Source organism: Citrobacter amalonaticus, assembly GCF_018252635.1.
Taxonomy (GTDB): Bacteria; Pseudomonadota; Gammaproteobacteria; order Enterobacterales; family Enterobacteriaceae; genus Citrobacter_A; species Citrobacter_A amalonaticus_E.
In genome coordinates this window covers 59,155-80,067 of sequence record NZ_JAGTXM010000001.1, presented here as the reverse complement: position 1 = coordinate 80,067, position 20,913 = coordinate 59,155, and the positions used below count along the sequence as shown (strand labels likewise).

At 55.0% G+C, this 20,913-nt stretch carries 19 protein-coding genes; 6 read left to right on the top strand and 13 right to left on the bottom strand.

The annotated features are described in order from the left end of the window. Positions 1 to 217: 217 nt before the first annotated feature. A complete protein-coding gene (uvrA, locus tag KE671_RS00365) occupies positions 218 to 3,040 on the top strand; it encodes an excinuclease ABC subunit UvrA (RefSeq protein ID WP_206161241.1) in 2,823 nt (940 codons plus the stop codon). Positions 3,041 to 3,081: 41 nt separating this feature from the next. Here uvrA and KE671_RS00360 read toward each other — a convergent pair whose 3' ends face one another. The 5 genes from KE671_RS00360 to dnaB form a co-directional block, all read right to left on the bottom strand. Next, positions 3,082 to 3,432 (bottom strand): MmcQ/YjbR family DNA-binding protein, encoded by a 351-nt coding sequence (locus KE671_RS00360; protein ID WP_206161878.1) that lies wholly within the window; start codon positions 3,430 to 3,432, stop codon positions 3,082 to 3,084. 251 nt (positions 3,433 to 3,683) lie between these two features. Further along, positions 3,684 to 4,397: an acid phosphatase AphA gene (gene aphA, locus KE671_RS00355; protein WP_206161240.1), complete on the bottom strand. Its 714-nt coding sequence runs from the start codon at positions 4,395 to 4,397 to the stop codon at positions 3,684 to 3,686. A gap of 198 nt (positions 4,398 to 4,595) precedes the next feature. Next, positions 4,596 to 5,789: an amino acid aminotransferase gene (gene tyrB, locus KE671_RS00350; protein ID WP_206161239.1), complete on the bottom strand. Its 1,194-nt coding sequence runs from the start codon at positions 5,787 to 5,789 to the stop codon at positions 4,596 to 4,598. Positions 5,790 to 6,115: 326 nt separating this feature from the next. Continuing rightward, positions 6,116 to 7,195 (bottom strand): alanine racemase, encoded by a 1,080-nt coding sequence (alr, locus tag KE671_RS00345; protein WP_206161238.1) that lies wholly within the window; start codon positions 7,193 to 7,195, stop codon positions 6,116 to 6,118. A 149-nt stretch (positions 7,196 to 7,344) separates the two neighbouring features. Next, positions 7,345 to 8,760, bottom strand: coding sequence for a replicative DNA helicase (dnaB, locus tag KE671_RS00340; RefSeq protein ID WP_042321088.1), 1,416 nt, complete (start codon positions 8,758 to 8,760; stop codon positions 7,345 to 7,347). A 64-nt stretch (positions 8,761 to 8,824) separates the two neighbouring features. On the opposite strand from dnaB, the gene KE671_RS00335 reads away from it, so the two are divergent. Next, positions 8,825 to 9,808 (top strand): quinone oxidoreductase, encoded by a 984-nt coding sequence (locus tag KE671_RS00335; RefSeq protein ID WP_206161237.1) that lies wholly within the window; start codon positions 8,825 to 8,827, stop codon positions 9,806 to 9,808. A gap of 368 nt (positions 9,809 to 10,176) precedes the next feature. On the opposite strand, the gene pspG is transcribed toward KE671_RS00335, so the two are convergent. Together pspG and dusA are read right to left on the bottom strand one after the other, a co-directional pair. Beyond that, positions 10,177 to 10,419, bottom strand: coding sequence for an envelope stress response protein PspG (gene pspG / locus KE671_RS00330; protein ID WP_206161236.1), 243 nt, complete (start codon positions 10,417 to 10,419; stop codon positions 10,177 to 10,179). Between the two features lie 133 nt (positions 10,420 to 10,552). Next, positions 10,553 to 11,548 (bottom strand): tRNA dihydrouridine(20/20a) synthase DusA, encoded by a 996-nt coding sequence (dusA, locus tag KE671_RS00325; protein ID WP_206161235.1) that lies wholly within the window; start codon positions 11,546 to 11,548, stop codon positions 10,553 to 10,555. 145 nt (positions 11,549 to 11,693) lie between these two features. On the opposite strand from dusA, the gene KE671_RS00320 reads away from it, so the two are divergent. Both KE671_RS00320 and KE671_RS00315 read left to right on the top strand, forming a co-directional pair. Continuing rightward, complete coding sequence (locus tag KE671_RS00320; protein ID WP_206161234.1) at positions 11,694 to 11,957, top strand: type II toxin-antitoxin system HicA family toxin; 264 nt, start codon at positions 11,694 to 11,696, stop codon at positions 11,955 to 11,957. After that, complete coding sequence (locus KE671_RS00315; RefSeq protein ID WP_206161233.1) at positions 11,954 to 12,286, top strand: type II toxin-antitoxin system HicB family antitoxin; 333 nt, start codon at positions 11,954 to 11,956, stop codon at positions 12,284 to 12,286. The genes KE671_RS00320 and KE671_RS00315 overlap by 4 nt, the downstream gene beginning before the upstream one ends. A gap of 30 nt (positions 12,287 to 12,316) precedes the next feature. Here the strand turns inward: KE671_RS00315 and traF are convergent, their stop codons facing one another. Beyond that, complete coding sequence (gene traF, locus KE671_RS00310) at positions 12,317 to 13,552, bottom strand: conjugal transfer protein TraF (RefSeq protein ID WP_283093074.1); 1,236 nt, start codon at positions 13,550 to 13,552, stop codon at positions 12,317 to 12,319. A 292-nt stretch (positions 13,553 to 13,844) separates the two neighbouring features. Here traF and zur point away from each other — a divergent pair, with 292 nt between their 5' ends. Further along, on the top strand, positions 13,845 to 14,360 hold the full coding sequence (gene zur, locus KE671_RS00305) for a zinc uptake transcriptional repressor Zur (protein WP_042321076.1): 516 nt from the start codon (positions 13,845 to 13,847) through the stop codon (positions 14,358 to 14,360). Between the two features lie 75 nt (positions 14,361 to 14,435). On the opposite strand, the gene KE671_RS00300 is transcribed toward zur, so the two are convergent. From KE671_RS00300 to KE671_RS00285, 4 genes are all read right to left on the bottom strand, one after another. Then, the gene (locus tag KE671_RS00300) at positions 14,436 to 14,645 is read right to left on the bottom strand and encodes a CsbD family protein (protein ID WP_061077940.1); all 210 of its coding nucleotides are present in this window, start codon (positions 14,643 to 14,645) and stop codon (positions 14,436 to 14,438) included. A 131-nt stretch (positions 14,646 to 14,776) separates the two neighbouring features. Beyond that, positions 14,777 to 16,102 (bottom strand): MATE family efflux transporter DinF, encoded by a 1,326-nt coding sequence (gene dinF, locus KE671_RS00295; RefSeq protein WP_206161232.1) that lies wholly within the window; start codon positions 16,100 to 16,102, stop codon positions 14,777 to 14,779. 84 nt (positions 16,103 to 16,186) lie between these two features. Continuing rightward, on the bottom strand, positions 16,187 to 16,795 hold the full coding sequence (gene lexA, locus KE671_RS00290; protein ID WP_206161231.1) for a transcriptional repressor LexA: 609 nt from the start codon (positions 16,793 to 16,795) through the stop codon (positions 16,187 to 16,189). 122 nt (positions 16,796 to 16,917) lie between these two features. Further along, positions 16,918 to 17,286, bottom strand: a complete 369-nt coding sequence (locus KE671_RS00285) for a diacylglycerol kinase (protein WP_206161230.1) — start codon at positions 17,284 to 17,286, stop codon at positions 16,918 to 16,920. 170 nt (positions 17,287 to 17,456) lie between these two features. Here KE671_RS00285 and plsB point away from each other — a divergent pair, with 170 nt between their 5' ends. Then, positions 17,457 to 19,877, top strand: coding sequence for a glycerol-3-phosphate 1-O-acyltransferase PlsB (gene plsB, locus KE671_RS00280; protein ID WP_206161229.1), 2,421 nt, complete (start codon positions 17,457 to 17,459; stop codon positions 19,875 to 19,877). Positions 19,878 to 20,031: 154 nt separating this feature from the next. Here the strand turns inward: plsB and ubiA are convergent, their stop codons facing one another. After that, positions 20,032 to 20,904: a 4-hydroxybenzoate octaprenyltransferase gene (gene ubiA, locus KE671_RS00275; RefSeq protein ID WP_206161228.1), complete on the bottom strand. Its 873-nt coding sequence runs from the start codon at positions 20,902 to 20,904 to the stop codon at positions 20,032 to 20,034. Positions 20,905 to 20,913: the final 9 nt, after the last annotated feature.

Sequence of the window (20,913 nt, the reverse complement as noted above, 5' to 3'; positions counted from 1 at the left end):
AAACGCGCGATTGTAGCATTACCAATAGCGATTTTACTACGTTGCGACGCGGATTCCGCGAAACAACTTCAGCCGGACATTGTTACATAAGACTCTGCGTTTTGCATTCCAATACTGTATATCCATTCAGGTTTTATTGTGTCATAATTAACCGTTTGTGATCGCCGGTGGCACCCTGCTGCGCCGGGCAAAAAAGCGTTTAATCCGGGAAAGGTGAATGGATAAGATCGAAGTTCGGGGCGCCCGCACCCATAATCTCAAAAACATCAACCTCGTCATCCCCCGCGACAAACTCATTGTCGTGACAGGGCTTTCGGGGTCTGGCAAATCCTCGCTCGCTTTCGACACCTTGTATGCCGAAGGGCAGCGTCGTTACGTTGAATCCCTTTCTGCCTATGCGCGTCAGTTTCTGTCGCTAATGGAAAAGCCGGATGTCGATCATATTGAGGGGCTGTCTCCCGCCATCTCGATTGAACAGAAATCGACGTCCCATAACCCGCGCTCCACGGTCGGCACCATCACCGAGATCCACGACTACCTGCGTCTGCTGTTTGCCCGCGTTGGCGAACCGCGCTGCCCGGATCACGATGTTCCGCTGGCGGCGCAGACCGTAAGCCAGATGGTGGATAATGTCCTGTCGCAACCAGAAGGCAAGCGCCTGATGCTGCTGGCGCCGGTGATTAAAGAGCGTAAGGGCGAGCACACCAAAACGCTGGAAAACCTGGCAAGCCAGGGTTATATCCGCGCCCGTATTGATGGCGAAGTATGTGACCTCTCCGATCCGCCAAAGCTGGAACTGCAGAAGAAACACACCATCGAGGTGGTGATCGATCGTTTCAAAGTGCGTGACGATCTCAGCACCCGTCTGGCGGAATCGTTTGAGACCGCGCTCGAGCTTTCCGGCGGGACGGCAGTGGTGGCCGATATGGACGACGAAAAAGCAGAAGAACTGCTCTTTTCCGCCAACTTTGCTTGCCCGATCTGCGGCTACAGCATGCGCGAACTGGAACCGCGCCTGTTCTCCTTTAACAACCCGGCGGGCGCCTGCCCGACCTGCGATGGGCTCGGCGTACAGCAATATTTCGACCCCGATCGCGTGATCCAGAACCCTGAGCTGTCGCTGGCGGGTGGGGCCATCCGCGGCTGGGACCGCCGCAATTTCTATTACTTCCAGATGCTGAAATCGCTGGCGGAGCACTATAAGTTTGATGTTGAAGCCCCGTGGGCCAGCCTGAGTGCGAACGTACACAAAGTGGTGCTGTATGGTTCCGGCAAAGAGAATATTGAATTCAAATATATGAACGATCGTGGCGACACTTCCGTGCGCCGCCATCCGTTTGAAGGCGTACTGCACAATATGGAACGCCGCTATAAAGAGACGGAATCCAGTGCCGTACGTGAAGAACTCGCCAAGTTCATCAGCAACCGCCCGTGCGCCAGCTGTGAAGGAACCCGTCTGCGTCGCGAAGCGCGCCACGTCTTCGTTGAGAATACGCCGCTGCCAACCATCTCCGACATGAGCATCGGCCATGCAATGGACTTCTTCAACAATCTAAAACTCGCCGGTCAACGGGCGAAGATTGCAGAGAAAATCCTCAAAGAGATTGGCGACCGCCTCAAGTTCCTGGTCAACGTTGGCCTCAACTACCTGACGCTGTCCCGTTCCGCGGAAACGCTCTCCGGTGGTGAAGCCCAGCGTATTCGTCTGGCAAGCCAGATTGGTGCCGGTCTGGTCGGCGTGATGTACGTACTGGATGAACCGTCCATCGGCCTTCACCAGCGCGATAACGAACGTCTGCTGGGAACGCTGATCCACCTGCGCAATCTCGGCAATACCGTGATTGTGGTGGAGCACGATGAAGATGCGATTCGCGCCGCCGATCACGTGATTGATATTGGTCCGGGCGCCGGCGTCCACGGCGGCGAAGTGGTTGCCGAAGGTCCGCTGGAAGCGATTATGGCGGTGCCGGAGTCCCTGACCGGCCAGTACATGAGCGGCAAACGCAAAATTGAAGTGCCTAAACAGCGCGTCCCGGCGAACCCGGAAAAAGTGCTGAAACTGACCGGCGCGCGCGGCAACAACCTGAAAGACGTGACGTTGACACTGCCGGTAGGACTGTTTACCTGCATCACCGGCGTGTCGGGTTCTGGTAAATCAACGTTGATCAACGATACGCTGTTCCCGATTGCTCAACGTCAGTTGAACGGCGCGACGATCGCCGAACCGGCACCGTATCGCGACGTGCAAGGGCTGGAGCATTTCGACAAAGTGATCGACATCGATCAGAGCCCGATTGGCCGGACGCCGCGTTCCAACCCGGCGACCTATACCGGGGTGTTTACGCCGGTGCGAGAACTGTTTGCCGGCGTGCCGGAGTCGCGCTCGCGCGGCTATACGCCGGGGCGTTTCAGCTTTAACGTTCGCGGCGGGCGTTGCGAAGCCTGCCAGGGCGATGGCGTGATTAAAGTCGAAATGCACTTTCTGCCGGATATTTACGTGCCGTGCGACCAGTGCAAAGGCAAGCGCTATAATCGCGAAACGCTGGAGATTAAGTACAAGGGCAAAACCATCCACGAAGTGCTGGATATGACTATCGAAGAAGCGCGTGAATTCTTTGATGCCGTCCCGGCGCTGGCGCGTAAGCTGCAAACCCTGATGGACGTCGGTCTGACCTACATTCGTCTCGGTCAGTCGGCGACGACGCTTTCCGGCGGTGAAGCGCAGCGCGTGAAGCTCGCACGCGAACTGTCGAAACGCGGTACCGGTCAAACGCTCTATATTCTGGATGAACCGACCACCGGTCTGCACTTCGCCGATATTCAGCAGTTGCTGGACGTGCTCCATCAGTTACGCGACCAGGGGAACACCATCGTGGTGATTGAGCACAACCTGGACGTCATCAAAACGGCGGACTGGATCGTCGACCTGGGCCCTGAAGGCGGTAGCGGCGGAGGGGAAATCCTCGTCTCCGGTACGCCTGAGACCGTGGCGGAATGTGAAGCATCACATACTGCTCGCTTCCTCAAACCGATGCTGTAAAACGCAAAACGCCGTTCATGTGAAGATGTGAACGGCGTTGTTCATTGCAACTGTTTGCGTTTCTCTTCCGGTAGGGTATTGACGGCCTGTTGGTACGACGCATCAACCAGATAATAGATTTGTGAATCCGGCAGCGAGCCGTCGAGGTAGACGGTGCTCCAGTGTGCCTTATTAAGATGTCGGCTCGGACGCACATCGCTGTGCTTCTGGCGTAACAATTCCGCCAGTTCGGGGCTGGTTTTCAGAGATACCGCCGGGCGATCATCCACCTCTTTCACCATGGCAAAGAGCACATCTTCAACTTTGATTTGTGTGGCTTTCCAGTCACTGTGCACACTCTGCTCCGCGCCGATTTTCGCCATGCAGTATTGCAGTAACTCCGAATTGGTCATCATGATTCCCCTTGCAAGCGTGATGCTCCACTGAAATGTCATCTATACCCAAAATAATTCGAGTTGCTTAAAGGCGGCAAACCTGTGAGTCCCCGGGAGCTTACTTGAGTAAGTGACCGGGGTGAGCGGGTGCAGCCAACGCATAAGCAGCTTGAAGTATGACGGGTATACTCAGTGTGCAGCAAGACAGCAAAAGGTAAAAGCTGGCAGGTCAATTTTGTTTAAAAAAACAACAAATGCCGACCTGCCTGTTAATACTCCGAGTTTATAATCACCTCTTCACCATACGCGCCAGCCTGCGGTAACGGTCTGTAGGTCGAGTTTGAGGCGCGCAGAATACGGATCCCACGAATGCCCGCATCACGCGCGGCGGTGATGTCGTTATCCGAGTCGCCATAGAACATGCGGATATTTTTATCCTGCAACCACTGCGTTTTGGTGTTCTGACCGGACTTATCGCCGGCAAAAATCACCGGATTCATATTTGCCGCGGGAATGTGGAAGTTATCTGCCAATGTTTTCGATACGGTTTCGGTTTTGGTCGGTGAACGGCCGGTGATAAAAAAGATGCTGTCGCCACGACGGACGTGCATGTCGATTAGCTGACGCGCGACCTCTTTTGGAATACTGAACTCATCCCAGCCGTTGTTCATTTTCTCCCAGAATGCCGGGTTATTCAGATACGTTTCGCTGTCCGGAGACCAGGTTTTCTTTCCGCGCCAGAAGCCAGGACTAGAAAATAGCACGGTGTCATCAATGTCAAAACCGACAGCCATTGGCGGACGACCGGTCAGCGTGTTTTCGATCTGCGCGACGGAAACCCAGTGAATAGGGGCCTGTTCCGCGAGTTTCGCAACGTTAGTGCCAGGATTCAGCGGAGAAGGAGAAGAGGCCAGCGCGCTGGCGGGATGGTTTAAGGTGAATAACAAGCAGATGGCGCTCAGCGCCAGTGTGAGCCTTCGCATATTTTTCCCTGTTAAGTCATTTAGTTATCATTTTATTAGACCGACTGTTCAAAAAACTCTCTGACCATAACCCTGACGGCAGGTGAAAGGAAGGATTTTCTGCGGTTTTGTCCCGGAAAAGGAGCAGGATCACATAAGCATGGGCATGTTAATGGGGAGACAGGATAAGGTGGCATACCACCTTATCCGGCTTACAGATTACATGACCGCAGCAAAGGCCTTAGCAACGCGCTGAACGTTAGCTGAGTTCAATCCAGCCACGCACATACGCCCGCTGGCGATCAGATAGACGCCAAACTCGTCGCGCAGGCGATCGACCTGAGCCGCGCTCAGTCCGGTATAGCTGAACATGCCGCGCTGTTGCAGTAGATAGTCGAAACTTCGCCCAGGAATCGTGGCGGTTAGCACGTTAACCAGCTCCTGACGCATGGCCAGAATGCGGGTGCGCATTGCCTCCACTTCCGCCAACCAACTGGTTTTTAGCGCGTCGTCGCCGAGCACCATCGCGACCACCTGCCCCCCAAAGTTCGGCGGGCTGGAGTAGTTACGGCGTACGGTCGCCTTCAGTTGCCCCAGCACGCGACCTGCGGTAGTTGCATCTTCACAGACGACAGAAAGCCCGCCAACACGCTCGCCATACAGAGAGAAGATTTTCGAGAACGAGTTGCTGACCAGTGCAGGCAGTCCGGCGCTGGCCATCGCGCGGATAGCATAGGCATCATCGTCCATACCGGCACCAAATCCCTGATAAGCAATGTCGAGGAACGGGATCAGATCGCCCGCTTTCAGGATCTCAATAACCGCATCCCACTGCGCGTGCGTTAAATCTGCACCGGTCGGGTTGTGGCAGCAAGGATGCAGCAGGACGATACTGCGCGCAGGCAGCGTTTTCAGGGTTGCCAGCAGATCGTTGAAGCGCACGCCGTTGGTGGCATTGTCGTACCAGGGATACGTGCTGACGTTAAAACCCGCCCCTTCAAAAATCGCGATATGGTTTTCCCACGTCGGGTCGCTGACCCACACGCCGGAATCCGGGAAATAGCGCTTGAGGAAATCGGCACCCACTTTCAGCGCACCAGAGCCGCCCAATGTCTGGATCGTCGCCACACGTTGCTGCCGGAGAACCGGATGGTCAGCCCCAAACAGTAATGGTGCGATAGTATGACGATAGGTATTCAACCCTTCCATCGGCAGATACAGCGAGGCACCGTGCGGCTGCGCGTTAAGACGCGCTTCGGCTTCCGCCACGGCTTTCAACTGTGGGATGATCCCGTCTTCGTTGTAATACAGACCGATACTCAGATTCACTTTGTCACTGCGCGGGTCTTCTTTGAACCGCTCCATGAGTGACAGAATCGGGTCGCCAGCGTAGGCGTCAACTTTTTGAAACACTCGATGGTTCTCCAGGTTTACAGGCAGGGGTTAAGACACAATAAACCGGATTGAGAGGAAGATCGAGCGCCTGGTGGGAATATTGCCGGATGGCGGCGTAAACGCCTCATCCGGCCTACGGTCAGTGCGCGATATAGGGTAAATGCTGTAAGCCGGATAAGCGTAGCGCTATCCAGCATCCCGACACATCTTGTAGGCCGGATAAGCGTAGCGCTATCCAGCATCCCGGCACATCTTGTAGGCCGGATAAGCGTAGCGCTATCCAGCATCCCGGCACATCTTGTAGGCCGGATAAGCGTAGCGCCATCCGGCAGGATCCGGCGGACTTAATCTACGTACTTCATCGCCACCCGCGACGTCAGGCGAGTAATCAGTTCGTAAGCGCTAACTTTAGTCATCACCGCAATGCGTTCAACCGGGAGACCGTCCCCCCATAAAATCACCGGGTCACCGGCCTGGTCAGTCGCCTGCGGCCCAAGATCGACACAAATCATATCCATCGCCACACGACCAACAATCGGCACTTCGCGACCATTCACCAGTACTGGCGTACCGGATGGCGCAGCGCGGGGATAACCATCGCCATAGCCCATCGCCACGACGCCAAGACGCGTATCTCGTTCGCTGATCCACGTTCCGCCATAGCCCACCGGCTCGCCTGCTTTGTGCTCGCGCACGGCGATCAGACTGGAGGTCAGCGACATCACCGGCTGACAGCCGAAATCAGCCCCTGTGGACTGGCTTTCCAGCGGCGACACGCCGTAGAGAATAATGCCCGGACGAACCCAGTCGAAATGCGACTGCGGCCACAACAGAATCCCACCGGATGCAGCGATAGAACGCTGCCCCGGCTTGCCTTCGCAAAAAGTATTGAATACATCAAGCTGCTTTTCGGTTGCGCCACATTCCGGCTCATCCGCTCGGGCAAAATGACTAACGATATTCACCGGTTGACGCACGTTTTTGCATTGCGTCAGCCGCTGCCAGAAGGCGTTAGCTTCTTCGGGAAGCACGCCCAGACGATGCATACCGGTATCAAGCTTCATCCACACCGTCACCGGCTCATCCAGTTCGGCGGCTTCCAGCGCGGCCAGTTGTTCCAGGTTATGAACCGCCGTATGCAGGCGCTGCGCGGAAATGGTGGGCAGATCGGACGCCTCAAAAAAGCCTTCCAGCAGCAGGATGGGTTGCGTGATCCCACCCGAGCGCAAACGCAGCGCTTCTTCAAGCCGCGCCACGCCAAAAGCGTCAGCATCAGGGAGCGTTCGCGCGGTCTCTAACAGACCGTGTCCGTAGGCGTTCGCTTTCACGACCGCAACCAGCTTACTGGCAGGTGCCAGCTCACGCAGACGTTGCAGGTTGTGTCGCAGAGCGCGGCGGTTAATCACTACAGTTGCCGCTTGCATTATCATTCCTTCATTAAAAAAAGAATTTCCAAAACCATTCGCGTTGCAGGAAGGCGACAAGCCCGCGAATCCCCGGGAGCTTAGTTAACTAAGTGACCGGGGTGAGCGAGCGCAGTCAACGCACCTGCGGCGTGAAGGGTGAAGGAAATTTACTCGTCGTCGTACTGAGGTCCCGCATAATTATCAAAGCGCGACCATTGTCCGTTAAAGGTCAGTCGCACCGTCCCGATGGGGCCGTTACGCTGCTTACCAATGATGATTTCCGCAATACCTTTTAGATCGCTGTTCTCGTGATATACCTCGTCACGGTAGATAAACATGATCAAGTCGGCATCCTGTTCGATGGAGCCTGATTCACGCAGGTCGGAGTTGACCGGACGCTTATCGGCGCGTTGTTCCAGCGAGCGGTTAAGCTGCGATAACGCCACAACCGGCACATGGAGTTCCTTCGCCAGCGCTTTCAGCGAGCGGGAAATTTCAGCAATCTCCAGCGTACGGTTGTCAGACAGCGACGGCACGCGCATCAGTTGCAGGTAGTCGATCATAATCAGCCCGATGCCACCGTGTTCACGGGCGATACGGCGTGCGCGGGAGCGCACTTCCGTTGGCGTCAGGCCGGAGGAATCATCGATATAAATATTACGTTTTTCCAGCAGAATGCCCATCGTGCCGGAAATACGCGCCCAGTCCTCATCATCCAGTTGCCCGGTACGAATACGGGTCTGATCCACGCGGGACAGCGAGGCCAGAGAACGCATCATAATCTGCTCAGAAGGCATCTCGAGACTGAAGATTAGAACCGGTTTATCCTGCAACATCGCCGCATTTTCGACGAGGTTCATCGCAAAGGTGGTTTTACCCATCGACGGACGCGCCGCGACGATAATCAGATCCGACGGCTGCAAGCCAGCGGTCTTTTTATTGAGATCGTCATAGCCAGTGTTAACACCCGTTACCCCATCGTGCGGCTGCTGGAACAGTTGCTCGATACGCGCCACGGTGGCGTCAAGCACATCGGCAATGTTTTTCGGGCCCTCGTCTTTATTAGCGCGGCTTTCCGCGATTTTAAAGACGCGGGACTCGGCCAGATCGAGCAAATCCTCACTGGTGCGCCCCTGCGGATCAAACCCTGCATCGGCAATTTCATGGGCGACGGCAATCATGTCACGCACCACTGCTCGTTCGCGAACGATGTCCGCATACGCGCTGATATTCGCCGCACTTGGCGTATTTTTGGAGAGTTCAGCCAGATACGCAAAGCCGCCGACGCTGTCCAGTTGTCCCTGGCGCTCCAGCGATTCCGCGAGCGTAATCAGGTCAATCGGACTGCCGGTTTCCTGCAACCGCCCCATCTCGGTGAAGATGTGGCGATGGGGGCGGGTATAAAAGTCTTCCGCCACCACCCGCTCGGCGACATCGTCCCAGCGCTCGTTATCCAGCATCAAACCGCCCAACACCGACTGTTCCGCTTCAATCGAGTGCGGCGGTACTTTCAGTCCGGCAACCTGTGGGTCGCGGTCACGGACATCAGTCTGTTGTTTGTTGAAGGGTTTATTTCCTGCCATAGTGAATGGAGTTACCGAGATAAAAGTGAATTGACGCTAATCTTCCGATGATACTGGAGAAATCATGGCAACACGAATTGAATTTCACAAGCATGGTGGCCCTGACGTGCTTCAGGCCGTGGACTTTTCCCCCACCGATCCGGCGGCGAACGAAATCCAGGTCGAAAACAAAGCGATCGGCATTAACTTTATTGATACCTATATTCGCAGTGGGCTCTATCCGCCTCCCGCGCTGCCCAGCGGTTTAGGCACCGAAGCGGCTGGCGTCGTCAGTAAAGTGGGCAGCGGCGTCAGCCATATTAACGTGGGCGATCGCGTGGTGTATGCGCAATCCGCACTCGGCGCCTACAGTTCCGTCCACAACGTACCGGCAGATAAAGCGGCAATCCTGCCTGACGCCATCTCTTATGAGCAGGCCGCTGCGTCCTTCCTGAAAGGGCTGACCGTTTTTTATCTGCTGCGCAAAACATACGAAATCAAGCCCGACGAACCGTTCCTGTTCCACGCGGCCGCCGGCGGCGTTGGACTGATTGCCTGTCAGTGGGCAAAAGCGCTGGGCGCGAAACTGATTGGCACCGTCGGCAGCGCACAAAAGGCGCAGCGGGCGCGGGATGCCGGCGCATGGCAGGTAATTAACTATCGCGAAGAGAACATTGTTGAGCGTGTAAAAGAGATAACCGGCGGTAAAAAAGTCCGTGTGGTATATGACTCAGTCGGTAAGGATACCTGGGAAGCCTCACTGGACTGTCTGCAACGTCGTGGTCTGATGGTTAGCTTTGGCAACGCGTCAGGCCCGGTGACCGGCGTAAACCTGGGGATTTTGAATCAGAAAGGGTCGCTGTACGCTACGCGGCCTTCTCTTCAGGGCTATATCACCAACGCGGAAGAGTTGACCGAAGCCAGCAACGAACTGTTTTCGTTGATTGCCAGCGGCGTGATCAAAGTGGATGTGGCAGACAGTCAGAAATATCCGTTGAAAGAGGCACGGCGCGCGCATGAAGTACTGGAGAGTCGGGCGACGCAGGGCTCCAGTTTGCTGATTCCTTAATTGCCAGGCTCCCCTAAATAATTCAAGTTGCAGGAAGGCGGCAATGGAATGACAAATTCGTCAGGAACGAATTTGAACAGCCACAGGCTGCCTTTGGTGAGGGACAAGGATGTCCCTCAGATATCCCCAGGAGTTTACTGAAGTAAGTGACTGGGGTGAGTGACAGCAGCCAACACACCTGCAGCTTTAATTATGACGGGGAGAAAGAAATTGGGCTTCCCATTGGGAAGCCCTTTCTTTTTTAGTTCGGCTGTATGTAGGGTACAGCTCGATGAATCTGTTAGTCGCGCAATACTGACAGATCCAGTAGCCAATTCCTATTTGGTTCTGACGCCAAAATCACAGGTTGTGACGCATCCCTCACATCTTTAGTAACGCCAACGGTTATTGCGCTGATATTGTGGGATTTTTGGCGGCTTAATCGCCTTAATCACCCACACCACCGCAACAGCCAGCAGCAGCCACGGCAACAGCTTGATCATCAGTGCAAACATCCCGCCAAGGAACATCACGAACGCGGCGACAATCAGCGCGGCCAGAATGCCCAACAGCGAGACGCCGGTGACCATCAACATGATAAAGAAGCCAAGCACAAAGAGTAGTTCCAGCATGATGCTCTCCCATAATGAATTCCTGCTCAAACCATTACAAAAATCATGCCAACGTTAATTTATTGATTTATCAACAAAACGCCCGGCAAACTTTTGCAGGGCGTGGTGAAATTGACTAACTTTTAGCGAAAATCTAACGCTTGTCGGCTACCAGCTTCAGCGCATGCTCCAGCACATTGATATCGGCACCGGCCTTATGGGCGTTTTCGCTCAGGTAGCGACGCCACTGGCGCGCCCCGGGGATCCCCTGGAACAGCCCCAGCATATGCCGCGTAATGTGACCAAGATACGTGCCCTGACTCAGTTCGCGTTCGATATAGGGATACATCGCCCGCACCACCGCAACCGGATCGGCATCAGCGGTCGAAGAGCCAAATATTTCGCGATCAACAGAAGCCAGGATACCCGGATTCTGATAAGCCTCGCGACCCACCATCACACCGTCCATATGTTCGAGATGCGCCTTCGCCTCTTCCAGCGATTTAATCCCCCCGTTGATAGACATCGTCAACTGTGGGAAGTCGCGTTTCAACTGATAAACGCGCGGATAATCCAGCGGCGGGATCTCACGGTTTTCCTTCGGACTTAATCCGGAAAGCCAGGCCTTACGGGCATGGATGATGAACATCTCGCACTCACCGTGACCGGACACTGTATTGATGAAATCGCAAAGAAATTCGTAGCTGTCCCGATCATCAATACCAATGCGGGTTTTCACCGTCACCGGAATCGACACCACGTCACGCATCGCCTTCACACAATCTGCGACCAGTTGCGCATTGCCCATCAGACAGGCGCCAAACATACCGTTTTGTACGCGATCGGACGGACAACCGACGTTGAGGTTGATCTCATCATAACCACGCGCTTGCGCCAGCTTCGCACAGTGCGCCAGCGCAGCCGGATCGCTGCCGCCCAGTTGCAGAGCGACCGGATGCTCTTCTTCGCTGTACGCCAGATAATCTCCTTTGCCATGAATAATCGCCCCCGTCGTTACCATTTCGGTATAGAGCAGCGTCTGGCGAGACAGCAAGCGCAGGAAGTAGCGACAGTGTCTGTCCGTCCAGTCGAGCATCGGCGCGATGGAAAAACGGTGGGCCGGAAAGGCAGTTTGTGATTCTGGTGGCATGGTGATTTTTTGAGCATCCGGTGAATTGGGGGCGCTACTATAGCACAGGCAGAAAAGGGATACGATTCACCTTGCTGTGCTATCAAAAAATGATATCATCTAATTGTCATGGTGGGCATTATACTCACAAGGAAACGGCACTGATATGACATCATTAAGCGCCAGACACCAAAAAACATTACAGCAGATTTTCTCCCTGCCTACGCCTGCGGCGCTGGAATGGCGAAAAATTGAGGCGCTGTTTGTTGCCTTAGGTGCAAAGGTCACAGAGGGAAACGGATCCCGTGTCAGATTTGAAATCAATCAGGTTGTGGCCTCTTTTCATCGCCCACATCCTGAAAAGGAAGCCAAAGTTTATCAGGTCAAGGATGCTATGGCCTTTCTTATCACAGTAGGAGTGACCCCATGAACACCATGACTTACAAGGGCTATGCCGCCAAAATTGATTACAGTGACGAAGATCTGTGCTTCGTCGGGCATGTCGCCGGTATACGTGATGTGATTGGCTTCCATGCCGACAACGTTACCGATCTTCGCAATGCATTCGAAGAAGCGGTCGACGATTACCTTTCTTACTGTGCTGAACAAGGCAGGGAACCTCTGCGCCCGGCAAGTGGAAAGATCAGTCTGCGTATTTCTCCGGAGGTGCATTCGGCGATTAACATCGCAGCCGAAGTCTCCGGGAAAAGTGTAAATCAATGGATTAACGATACGCTTACCAAAGCGGCTCATGGCTGAAAGACGGGGTATAATGCCCCGCCATCCTCATCAGAACGTCACGCTGACCTGCGCGCCTGCGCCCCAGGTTTCGTCCTCTCCGTACAGTCCCATCAAATCAAGATGTACGCGATTGAACGGGGCAAACCCAACGCCGCCAGTGAAGACATTGCTGTCATTGTCCTTCACGTCAGCACGATAACCGGCGCGGACGGCCAGCCAGTCGAGCGGTCGGACTTCCGCGCCAACGCCGACATACTGTGAGTTTTCCTCGCTTTTGAAGCCTTTGGTTTCGGTTAGATCACCATCGGCGCTCAGCGTCAGCAGATCGTTTTGCCACGCCACGCCGGCGGTGACCAGCGGGCGAATCTGGTAAGTATCACGAACGCCCGCCACCTCTTTTGTGTCGATATCGCGAGAGAACAGGTTTTGCCCGCTCAGACCAACCGTCCAGTGTTCACCAAAGTCTGCGGCCAGACCTGCATCCACGTTAAAGCCGGTATCATCGTTGCGATAACGGCTGCTATTGATGTCGTCGCTGTTGAAATCGTATATCGAGACCGTGTAGTTATAGAGCCAGGTTTTTTGCAGCTTCGGCGTCACGCCAACCGAGACCGGTATGCCGCCCAGGTTGAACTGCCTCGCTACCGCCACACCGTAATCAGAGACAATGGCAGCACGGCCAAACCCTTTTGACTTCAGGTTATCGGGATCCACCGCCAGGATGCTGGATGGCACCGCTTCAACGCCGCGTAGCGTGTCGATGTCGCTTTGATCGATAGAGGAGCTCACGCGGGCGCGGGCGTTGGCTTTCGCCACAAAGGCCACGGCCAGCACGTCGTTTGGAATGCTGACCGCAAGCCCGCCCCCGGCTTTCGCGCTCGCCGTTTTCCCTTTCAGAGATTCAAGCTGGTTTGCCAGATCGCCCGCGGCATTTGACACCTGCCGATAGCCTGCGCTGCCGGGAACAAAGAGATCGAGAGGGTTGATATTGTCCAGAGCGCGACGGTAGTTGTTAACGTCATCAGTGACATCATCAATCTTATCGCGCAGATTATCCTTGTCGGAAATCTGTGCGCCGATAGCCGGGAAGATCACCGTAATGTCATCCTCCGGCTGCGACTTCGCCAACAAGGCCGGGTTGATGAGAACACCGCTGCCATAATTTGCCGATGCCACGCCCGTTCCGCCCATCGCGTCATTGCGCGCCTCTGTCCAGGAATTCGCGGCACTCGCCGTTTGAGACGCCAACAGCGAGCCCGTTATCGCCACCACCAAAACATTCACATTTTTATTCACAGTAAGCCCATTTTATTCGCAGGTGAAAATTGTCTCTGCCAGTATCAACCGGACAGAGCTGGAGCATTGCTGTGATTAACAAGGATAAACCCGCCTTATTTGCCCCTGTCCCTTTATCGCCGGGGCGTTTATTTTTGTGATATGCCTCAATATATATAGAAGAGTTTGTAAATCAGTGAAAGATTCGCGAGCGATTTAACGTTCCGGCCTGGAACTCGGCGTTTCTCCCATAACATGATAAAGTGAGGGTTTTCTTACTCCACGCGATCCGAGGTGCCCAATGGAAAAGACCACAACGCAAGAGTTGCTGGCGCAAGCTGAAAAACTGTGCGCGCAACGCAATGTGCGCCTGACCCCGCAGCGCCTCGAAGTGCTGCGACTAATGAGCCTGCAGGAAGGCGCGATTAGCGCTTACGATCTGCTCGACTTACTGCGTGAATCCGAACCGCAGGCCAAGCCGCCGACAGTCTATCGCGCACTCGATTTTCTGCTTGAACAAGGGTTTGTCCATAAGGTTGAATCCACCAACAGCTACGTATTGTGCTACCTGTTCGATCAGCCAACGCATACTTCCGCGATGTTTATCTGCGACCGCTGTGGCGCGGTAAAAGAAGAGTGTGCGGAAGGCGTGGAAGACATTATGCATACGCTGGCGGCGAAGATGGGATTTGCCCTGCGCCACAATGTCATTGAAGCACACGGATTATGTTCAGCCTGCGTGGAAGTGGAAGCCTGTCGTCACCCTGGCGAGTGCCAGCACGATCATTCAATTCAGGTAAAAAAGAAACCTCGTTAAGGGGGTGGGCGGCATGCTATGCCGCCCGAAGCAAACAGAGGGGGTGTACATCCTTGTACTCACGGGTAAGAGGGATTACCAGCGATAGTCGTTGCGTTTTTCCCAGCTATCGACCTCTTTCTCCGCCTGGTCTTTCGCGTAACCATAACGTTCCTGAATCTTACCGACCAGTTGATCACGCTTACCTTCAATGACCGTCATATCGTCATCGGTCAGTTTGCCCCACTGCTCTTTCACTTTACCTTTGAACTGCTTCCAGTTACCGCCGGCTTCGTCTTTATTCATCATAAAGTCCTCTTTAATTAGGCTGTGAATAGTGAGAGTAAACCGCCCAACTGCGTTCGTTTTCTGCTGGACGTGAGATTAAGTGTAGTCATAGATTCTGGGTTCAATTCACTATTCAGAATCTTTAACCATCACAGAGGAGCAAACCAGGTTCCGTTCCGCCAGTGCCGCCGCCAGATCCAGGCTAATGACAGTCCGCGCAAGGCCAGGAAAACCGCCAGCGCCAGCCACAAACCATGATTACCCAACACGGGGAGCGCCAGCAGCGTCAGTGCAAACCCGGCAGCTGCGACCGCCATGCTGTTACGCATTTCAGCCGCCCGCGTTGCGCCGATAAACATACCATCCAGCAGATAACACCAGACGCCAACCAACGGCAAAATTACCTGCCAGAGCAGATAGCGATCGGCCAGTTGTTGGATTTGCGGCAAAGATGTCAGCAGCGCGACGATCTGTTCGCCCGCGAGCAGATAGACCAGTGAGAACAGCAGTGCGACGATACCTGACTGGCGGCACGCTGCGTGCCAGACGTCCAGCAACTGACCGCCGTCGCGTGCGCCATAGGCCTGACCGGAATGCGCTTCCACGGCGTAGGCAAAACCATCGAGCGCATAGGCCGTAAACGTCAGCAGCGTCATCAACACGGCATTAACGGCGATGATATCGCCACCCAGTCTCGCCCCCAGCACGGTGATGGCGCCAAAACAGAGTTGCAGCAACAGCGAGCGCAGCATAATGTCGCGATTGAGCGCCAGAAGGCGACGAAGGTTTCCGCGCCAGGCCTGCCTGAGCATAGCGAGCGAGACGCCACGCAGGCGCAGCACCTTACGCACCATCAACAAACCGAGCAGCAGCGTCGCATATTCCGCAATTACCGTTGCCAGAGCAGCTCCCTGCACGTTCAAGTGCAGCCCCATAACCAACCAGAGGTCGAGCACAATATTCAGGATATTGCCGACAACCAGCAGGATAACCGGCGCACGCGCGTACTGAACGCCCAGCAACCAGCCAAGCAGGACCAAATTCGCCAGCGATGCTGGCGCACTCAACCAGCGAATCGTCAAAAATCGACGAGCTTGTTCGAGCACGGCTTCACTGCCGCCGACGATGTGCAGCGCCAGATCGATAATCGGCGTGCGAAAGAGCGCGATTAACGCGCCCGCCCCCACTGCCAGCATCAGCGGTTGTACCAGCGCCCGCGCCAGCGCCTGAGGATTCTTCGCACCGTACGCCTGCGCTGTCATCCCGGTCGTACTCATCCGTAAAAAGAGCAGGAGCATGAACAGAAAGCTGGTTGCGGTTGCGCCTACCGCCACGCCGCCGAGATAAACGGGGCTGTCAAGATGACCAATGACTGCCGTATCCACCAGTCCCAGCAGCGGAACGGTGATATTGGAGAAAATCATCGGTAAGGCGAGACGCCAGAGCGCTTTGTCAGCAGAAGCAAAAAACGGCATGGGACGAACCTGAGAAGAGGTCATAGCGAGAGTGGTGAGAGTGCCGGATAACGACGTAAACGCCTTATCCGGCCTACAGGAATACTACAGCCATTCACCGTTACGGATGACGCCAACGGCCAATCCTTCGATGGTGAAATTCTGTTCGCGAAGGTCAACCAGGATAGGTTTAAATTCGCTGTTTTCGGGCAGCAACTCAACTTTGTTGCCCTGTTTTTTCAGGCGCTTGACCGTCACTTCATCGTCGATACGCGCCACAACCACCTGGCCGTTACGCACGTCCTGGGTTTTGTGTACCGCCAGCAGATCGCCATCCATAATGCCGATGTCTTTCATCGACATCCCGCTGACGCGCAACAGGAAGTCGGCGCTCGGTTTAAACAGCGACGGATCTACCTGATAATGGCCTTCGATGTGTTGTTGCGCCAGCAGCGGTTCGCCCGCCGCAACGCGACCTATGAGCGGTAAACCTTCCTCTTCTTCCTGCAGCAGTCGAATGCCGCGAGAAGCACCGGAGACGATTTCAATCGCCCCTTTACGCGCCAGCGCTTTCAGGTGTTCTTCAGCCGCGTTTGGGGAACGGAACCCCAAACGCTGTGCAATCTCCGCACGCGTCGGTGGCATACCTGTCTGGCTGATGTGATCCCGAATGAGATCAAACACCTCTTGTTGCCTGGCCGTTAACGCTTTCATTCCGCCCCCTGGGTGTATATACAGTTATGCTGTGAGTATATACAGCTAAACGTGATTTTGGAACCACAAACTGCACATTCAACAAGAGTTTTAATCTGTTATGGAAGCGGGGTCGTAAAACCTTAACCAAAATGCGCCCACAGCAGAATGCCCCAGGTGATCAGCGCAATAATGATTGCGAGCAGCACCGCCGCCGATCCCATATCTTTTGCGCGACCAGAAAGTTCGTGATAGTCAGAACCAATACGGTCCACCACGGCCTCGATGGCGCTGTTCAGAATTTCAACAATCATGACCAGCATAACAGAGCCGATCAGCAGAACGCGCGTAATGGCATCCACGTCCAGCCAGCAGGCAATGGCCACAGCCAGCAGAACCGCCACGCTCTCCTGACGGAACGCGGCCTCGTTAATCCACGCGGCGCGAAAACCTTTCCAGGAATAGCCTGCAGCTTTGATAATTCGGGTGAATCCAGTGGTATTATTAGCCATTAAAAGAACCTTTTTGCATTATTGGCGTCAATGACATTGTCTTGTTAACTCATGTGATTCGAGTTAAGGCAACGCGGCGCGAAGTATGACGGGATACACCAGAAATTCACATGACTTTCTGATATCCTTGCAACGCAATTGCATTATTAACCAGAGGCTTTACATCGTTTATGTCCGGCTGGCCACGAATTTACTATAAAATCCTGAATTTACCATTAAGCGTACTGGTAAAAAGCAAGTCTATTCCGGCAGATCCTGCCCCGGAACTGGGACTCGATACCTCTCGTCCAATTATGTACGTTTTACCGTACAACTCCAAAGCGGACTTGCTGACGCTGCGCGCACAATGTCTGGCGCACGATCTCCCCGACCCGTTAGAACCGTTGGAGATCGACGGCACATTGCTGCCACGCTATGTGTTCATTCACGGCGGACCGCGTGTTTTCACCTATTACACGCCGAAAGAAGAGTCCATTAAGCTGTTCCATAACTATCTCGACCTGCATCGCAGCAATCCGGATCTGGATGTGCAAATGGTGCCGGTATCGGTGATGTTTGGTCGCGCGCCGGGCCGCGAGAAAGGCGAAGTGAATCCGCCGCTGCGTATGCTTAACGGCATTCAGAAATTCTTTGCTGTCTCCTGGCTAGGACGCGACAGCTTTGTGCGCTTCTCACCTTCTGTTTCTCTGCGCCGCATGGCCGATGAACACGGTACGGATAAGACCATTGCGCAGAAACTGGCTCGCGTCGCGCGTATGCACTTCGCCCGTCAGCGTCTGGCCGCGGTGGGGCCGCGTTTACCTGCGCGTCAGGATCTTTTCAACAAGCTGCTGGCGTCCAAAGCGATTGCCCGCGCGGTAGAAGACGAAGCGCGCAGCAAGAAGATCTCTCACGAAAAGGCGCAGCAAAACGCCATTGCGCTGATGGAAGAGATCGCCGCCAACTTCTCTTACGAGATGATTCGCCTGACTGACCGTATTCTGGGTTTCACCTGGAACCGGCTCTATCAGGGAATTAACGTTCACAACGCGGAACGCGTTCGCCAACTGGCGCACGACGGGCACGAAATTGTTTATGTTCCCTGCCACCGCAGCCACATGGACTATCTGTTGCTCTCTTACGTGCTCTATCACCAGGGGCTGGTGCCGCCGCATATCGCGGCCGGTATAAACCTGAACTTCTGGCCAGCCGGCCCGATCTTCCGCCGCTTGGGCGCGTTCTTCATTCGTCGTACCTTTAAGGGCAATAAGCTCTATTCCACCGTCTTCCGTGAATATCTGGGTGAACTGTTCAGCCGCGGCTACTCGGTTGAATACTTTGTTGAAGGCGGCCGTTCCCGTACCGGCCGTTTGCTGGACCCGAAAACCGGCACGTTGTCGATGACTATCCAGGCGATGCTGCGCGGCGGCACCCGTCCGATCACCCTGGTGCCCATTTACATCGGTTACGAGCACGTGATGGAAGTGGGAACCTATGCCAAAGAGCTGCGCGGCGCGACCAAAGAGAAAGAAAGTCTGCCACAGATGCTGCGTGGCCTGAGCAAGCTGCGTAATCTCGGTCAGGGCTACGTGAACTTTGGCGAGCCGATGCCATTGATGACGTATCTGAATCACCATGTACCGGAGTGGCGCGAATCTATCGATCCGATCGAAGCGGTGCGTCCGGCCTGGCTGACGCCGACGGTGAACGGGATTGCGGCTGAACTGATGGTACGTATCAACAACGCGGGTGCGGCAAACGCCATGAACCTGTGCTGCACCGCGCTGTTAGCCTCACGCCAGCGTTCGCTAACCCGCGAACAGTTGACCGAGCAGCTCAATTGTTACCTGGATCTGATGCGCAATGTGCCATATTCCTCTGATTCGACCGTGCCATCTGTCAGCGCCAGCGATCTAATCGATCACGCGTTGCAAATGAACAAGTTCGAAGTCGAGAAGGATACCATTGGCGATATCATCATTCTGCCGCGTGAGCAGGCGGTGCTGATGACCTACTACCGCAATAACATCGCGCATATGCTGGTGTTGCCGTCGCTGATGGCAGCGATCGTCACCCAGCATCGTCATATTTCTCGTGACGCGTTGCTGCAGCATGTTGACGTGCTCTATCCGATGCTGAAAGCCGAGCTGTTCCTGCGTTGGGAACGCGACGAGCTGGCGGGTGTCATTGACGCGCTGGCGGCTGAAATGCAGCGTCAGGGGTTGATTACCGTTCAGGATGACGAGCTGCATATCAACCCGGCGCACTCCCGCACATTGCAACTGCTGGCGGCCGGGGCGCGCGAAACGCTGCAGCGTTATGCCATCACCTTCTGGCTGCTGAGTGCCAACCCGTCGATCAACCGCGGGACGCTGGAGAAAGAAAGCCGCACCGTAGCGCAGCGTCTTTCCGTGCTCCACGGTATCAACGCGCCGGAATTCTTCGATAAAGCGGTGTTCAGCTCACTGGTGCTGACGTTGCGGGATGAAGGTTATATCAGCGATACCGGCGATGCGGAACCGGGCGAAACGATGAAGGTGTATCAGATGCTGGCGGAACTCATTACGTCAGATGTACGCCTCACCATCGAGAGCGCAACGCAGAGCGAGTAAAGAAAAAGCCGGTCAACATGAACTGTCCAACTTTATGGGGTCAGTCCACATGACCGGCTTTTTTATGTCAGATTGCCGGATGGCGGCGTTCCGCCTTATCCGGCCTACATCAGCTTACGGTTTGGTAAAGCGCAGCGCCATCGGGCAAGATGTTTTATAAATGCCAGTAACTCATCGCCAGACCAATAAACAGCACCAGCCCCACGTAGTTATTGTTCATAAACGCTTTAAAGCAGGCTTCGCGTTCGCGGTTGGCAATCAGCTTCTGCTGGTACACAAACAGCGCGCCAGCGACCAGCACAGACCAGTAATAACCCAGCCCCAGGCCGTTCAGCCAGCCAATCAAGGCCATCAGCGCCAGCACTGCCACCTGCAAGATACCGATAATCAGCTTGTCATGTTCGCCAAACAGGATAGCCGTCGATTTTATGCCGATTTTCAGATCGTCATCGCGGTCCACCATCGCATACTGCGTGTCGTAAGCCACCGCCCACAGGATATTGGCCAGAAACATCAGCCAGCAACTCAACGGTACCGACTCGCTCACCGCCGCGAAAGCCATCGGGATCGACCAGCCAAACGCCGCCCCCAGCACTACCTGCGGCAGATGGGTGTAGCGCTTCATAAACGGATAGACCCACGCCAGGGCCAGTGCCGCAATCGACAGCAGAATGGTCATGGTATTGAGCGTCAGCACCAGCAGAAAAGAGAGCACCACCAGTACGACAAACAGCGTCCGGGCCTCTTTCTCCGTCACCGCGCCGCTGGGCAACGGGCGGTTCGCCGTGCGTTTAACGTGCCCGTCGAATTTCCGATCGGCATAGTCATTGACCACGCATCCGGCGGCACGCATCAGCCAGACCCCGGCGACAAACACCGCCAGGATCCACCATTGAGGGACGCCAGGAGTCGCCACCCACAGTGCCCACAGCGTCGGCCAGAGCAGCAGTAAGGCGCCGATGGGCTTATCCGTACGCATCAAGCGGTGAAACGCCAGCAGCTTATTTTGCGTCAGACTCCACTCCATTTTATTTTC

What these genes read in the sequence shown, in the direction of transcription:
- uvrA (WP_206161241.1), top strand. Translation starts at nt 218, where the DNA reads ATGGATAAGATCGAAGTTCGGGGCGCCCGCACCCATAATCTCAAAAAC.
- KE671_RS00360 (WP_206161878.1), bottom strand. Translation starts at nt 3,432, where the DNA reads ATGACCAATTCGGAGTTACTGCAATACTGCATGGCGAAAATCGGCGCG.
- aphA (WP_206161240.1), bottom strand. Translation starts at nt 4,397, where the DNA reads ATGCGAAGGCTCACACTGGCGCTGAGCGCCATCTGCTTGTTATTCACC.
- alr (WP_206161238.1), bottom strand. Translation starts at nt 7,195, where the DNA reads ATGCAAGCGGCAACTGTAGTGATTAACCGCCGCGCTCTGCGACACAAC.
- dnaB (WP_042321088.1), bottom strand. Translation starts at nt 8,760, where the DNA reads ATGGCAGGAAATAAACCCTTCAACAAACAACAGACTGATGTCCGTGAC.
- KE671_RS00335 (WP_206161237.1), top strand. Translation starts at nt 8,825, where the DNA reads ATGGCAACACGAATTGAATTTCACAAGCATGGTGGCCCTGACGTGCTT.
- pspG (WP_206161236.1), bottom strand. Translation starts at nt 10,419, where the DNA reads ATGCTGGAACTACTCTTTGTGCTTGGCTTCTTTATCATGTTGATGGTC.
- dusA (WP_206161235.1), bottom strand. Translation starts at nt 11,548, where the DNA reads ATGCCACCAGAATCACAAACTGCCTTTCCGGCCCACCGTTTTTCCATC.
- KE671_RS00320 (WP_206161234.1), top strand. Translation starts at nt 11,694, where the DNA reads ATGACATCATTAAGCGCCAGACACCAAAAAACATTACAGCAGATTTTC.
- KE671_RS00315 (WP_206161233.1), top strand. Translation starts at nt 11,954, where the DNA reads ATGAACACCATGACTTACAAGGGCTATGCCGCCAAAATTGATTACAGT.
- zur (WP_042321076.1), top strand. Translation starts at nt 13,845, where the DNA reads ATGGAAAAGACCACAACGCAAGAGTTGCTGGCGCAAGCTGAAAAACTG.
- KE671_RS00300 (WP_061077940.1), bottom strand. Translation starts at nt 14,645, where the DNA reads ATGAATAAAGACGAAGCCGGCGGTAACTGGAAGCAGTTCAAAGGTAAA.
- dinF (WP_206161232.1), bottom strand. Translation starts at nt 16,102, where the DNA reads ATGCCGTTTTTTGCTTCTGCTGACAAAGCGCTCTGGCGTCTCGCCTTA.
- lexA (WP_206161231.1), bottom strand. Translation starts at nt 16,795, where the DNA reads ATGAAAGCGTTAACGGCCAGGCAACAAGAGGTGTTTGATCTCATTCGG.
- KE671_RS00285 (WP_206161230.1), bottom strand. Translation starts at nt 17,286, where the DNA reads ATGGCTAATAATACCACTGGATTCACCCGAATTATCAAAGCTGCAGGC.
- plsB (WP_206161229.1), top strand. Translation starts at nt 17,457, where the DNA reads ATGTCCGGCTGGCCACGAATTTACTATAAAATCCTGAATTTACCATTA.
- ubiA (WP_206161228.1), bottom strand. Translation starts at nt 20,904, where the DNA reads ATGGAGTGGAGTCTGACGCAAAATAAGCTGCTGGCGTTTCACCGCTTG.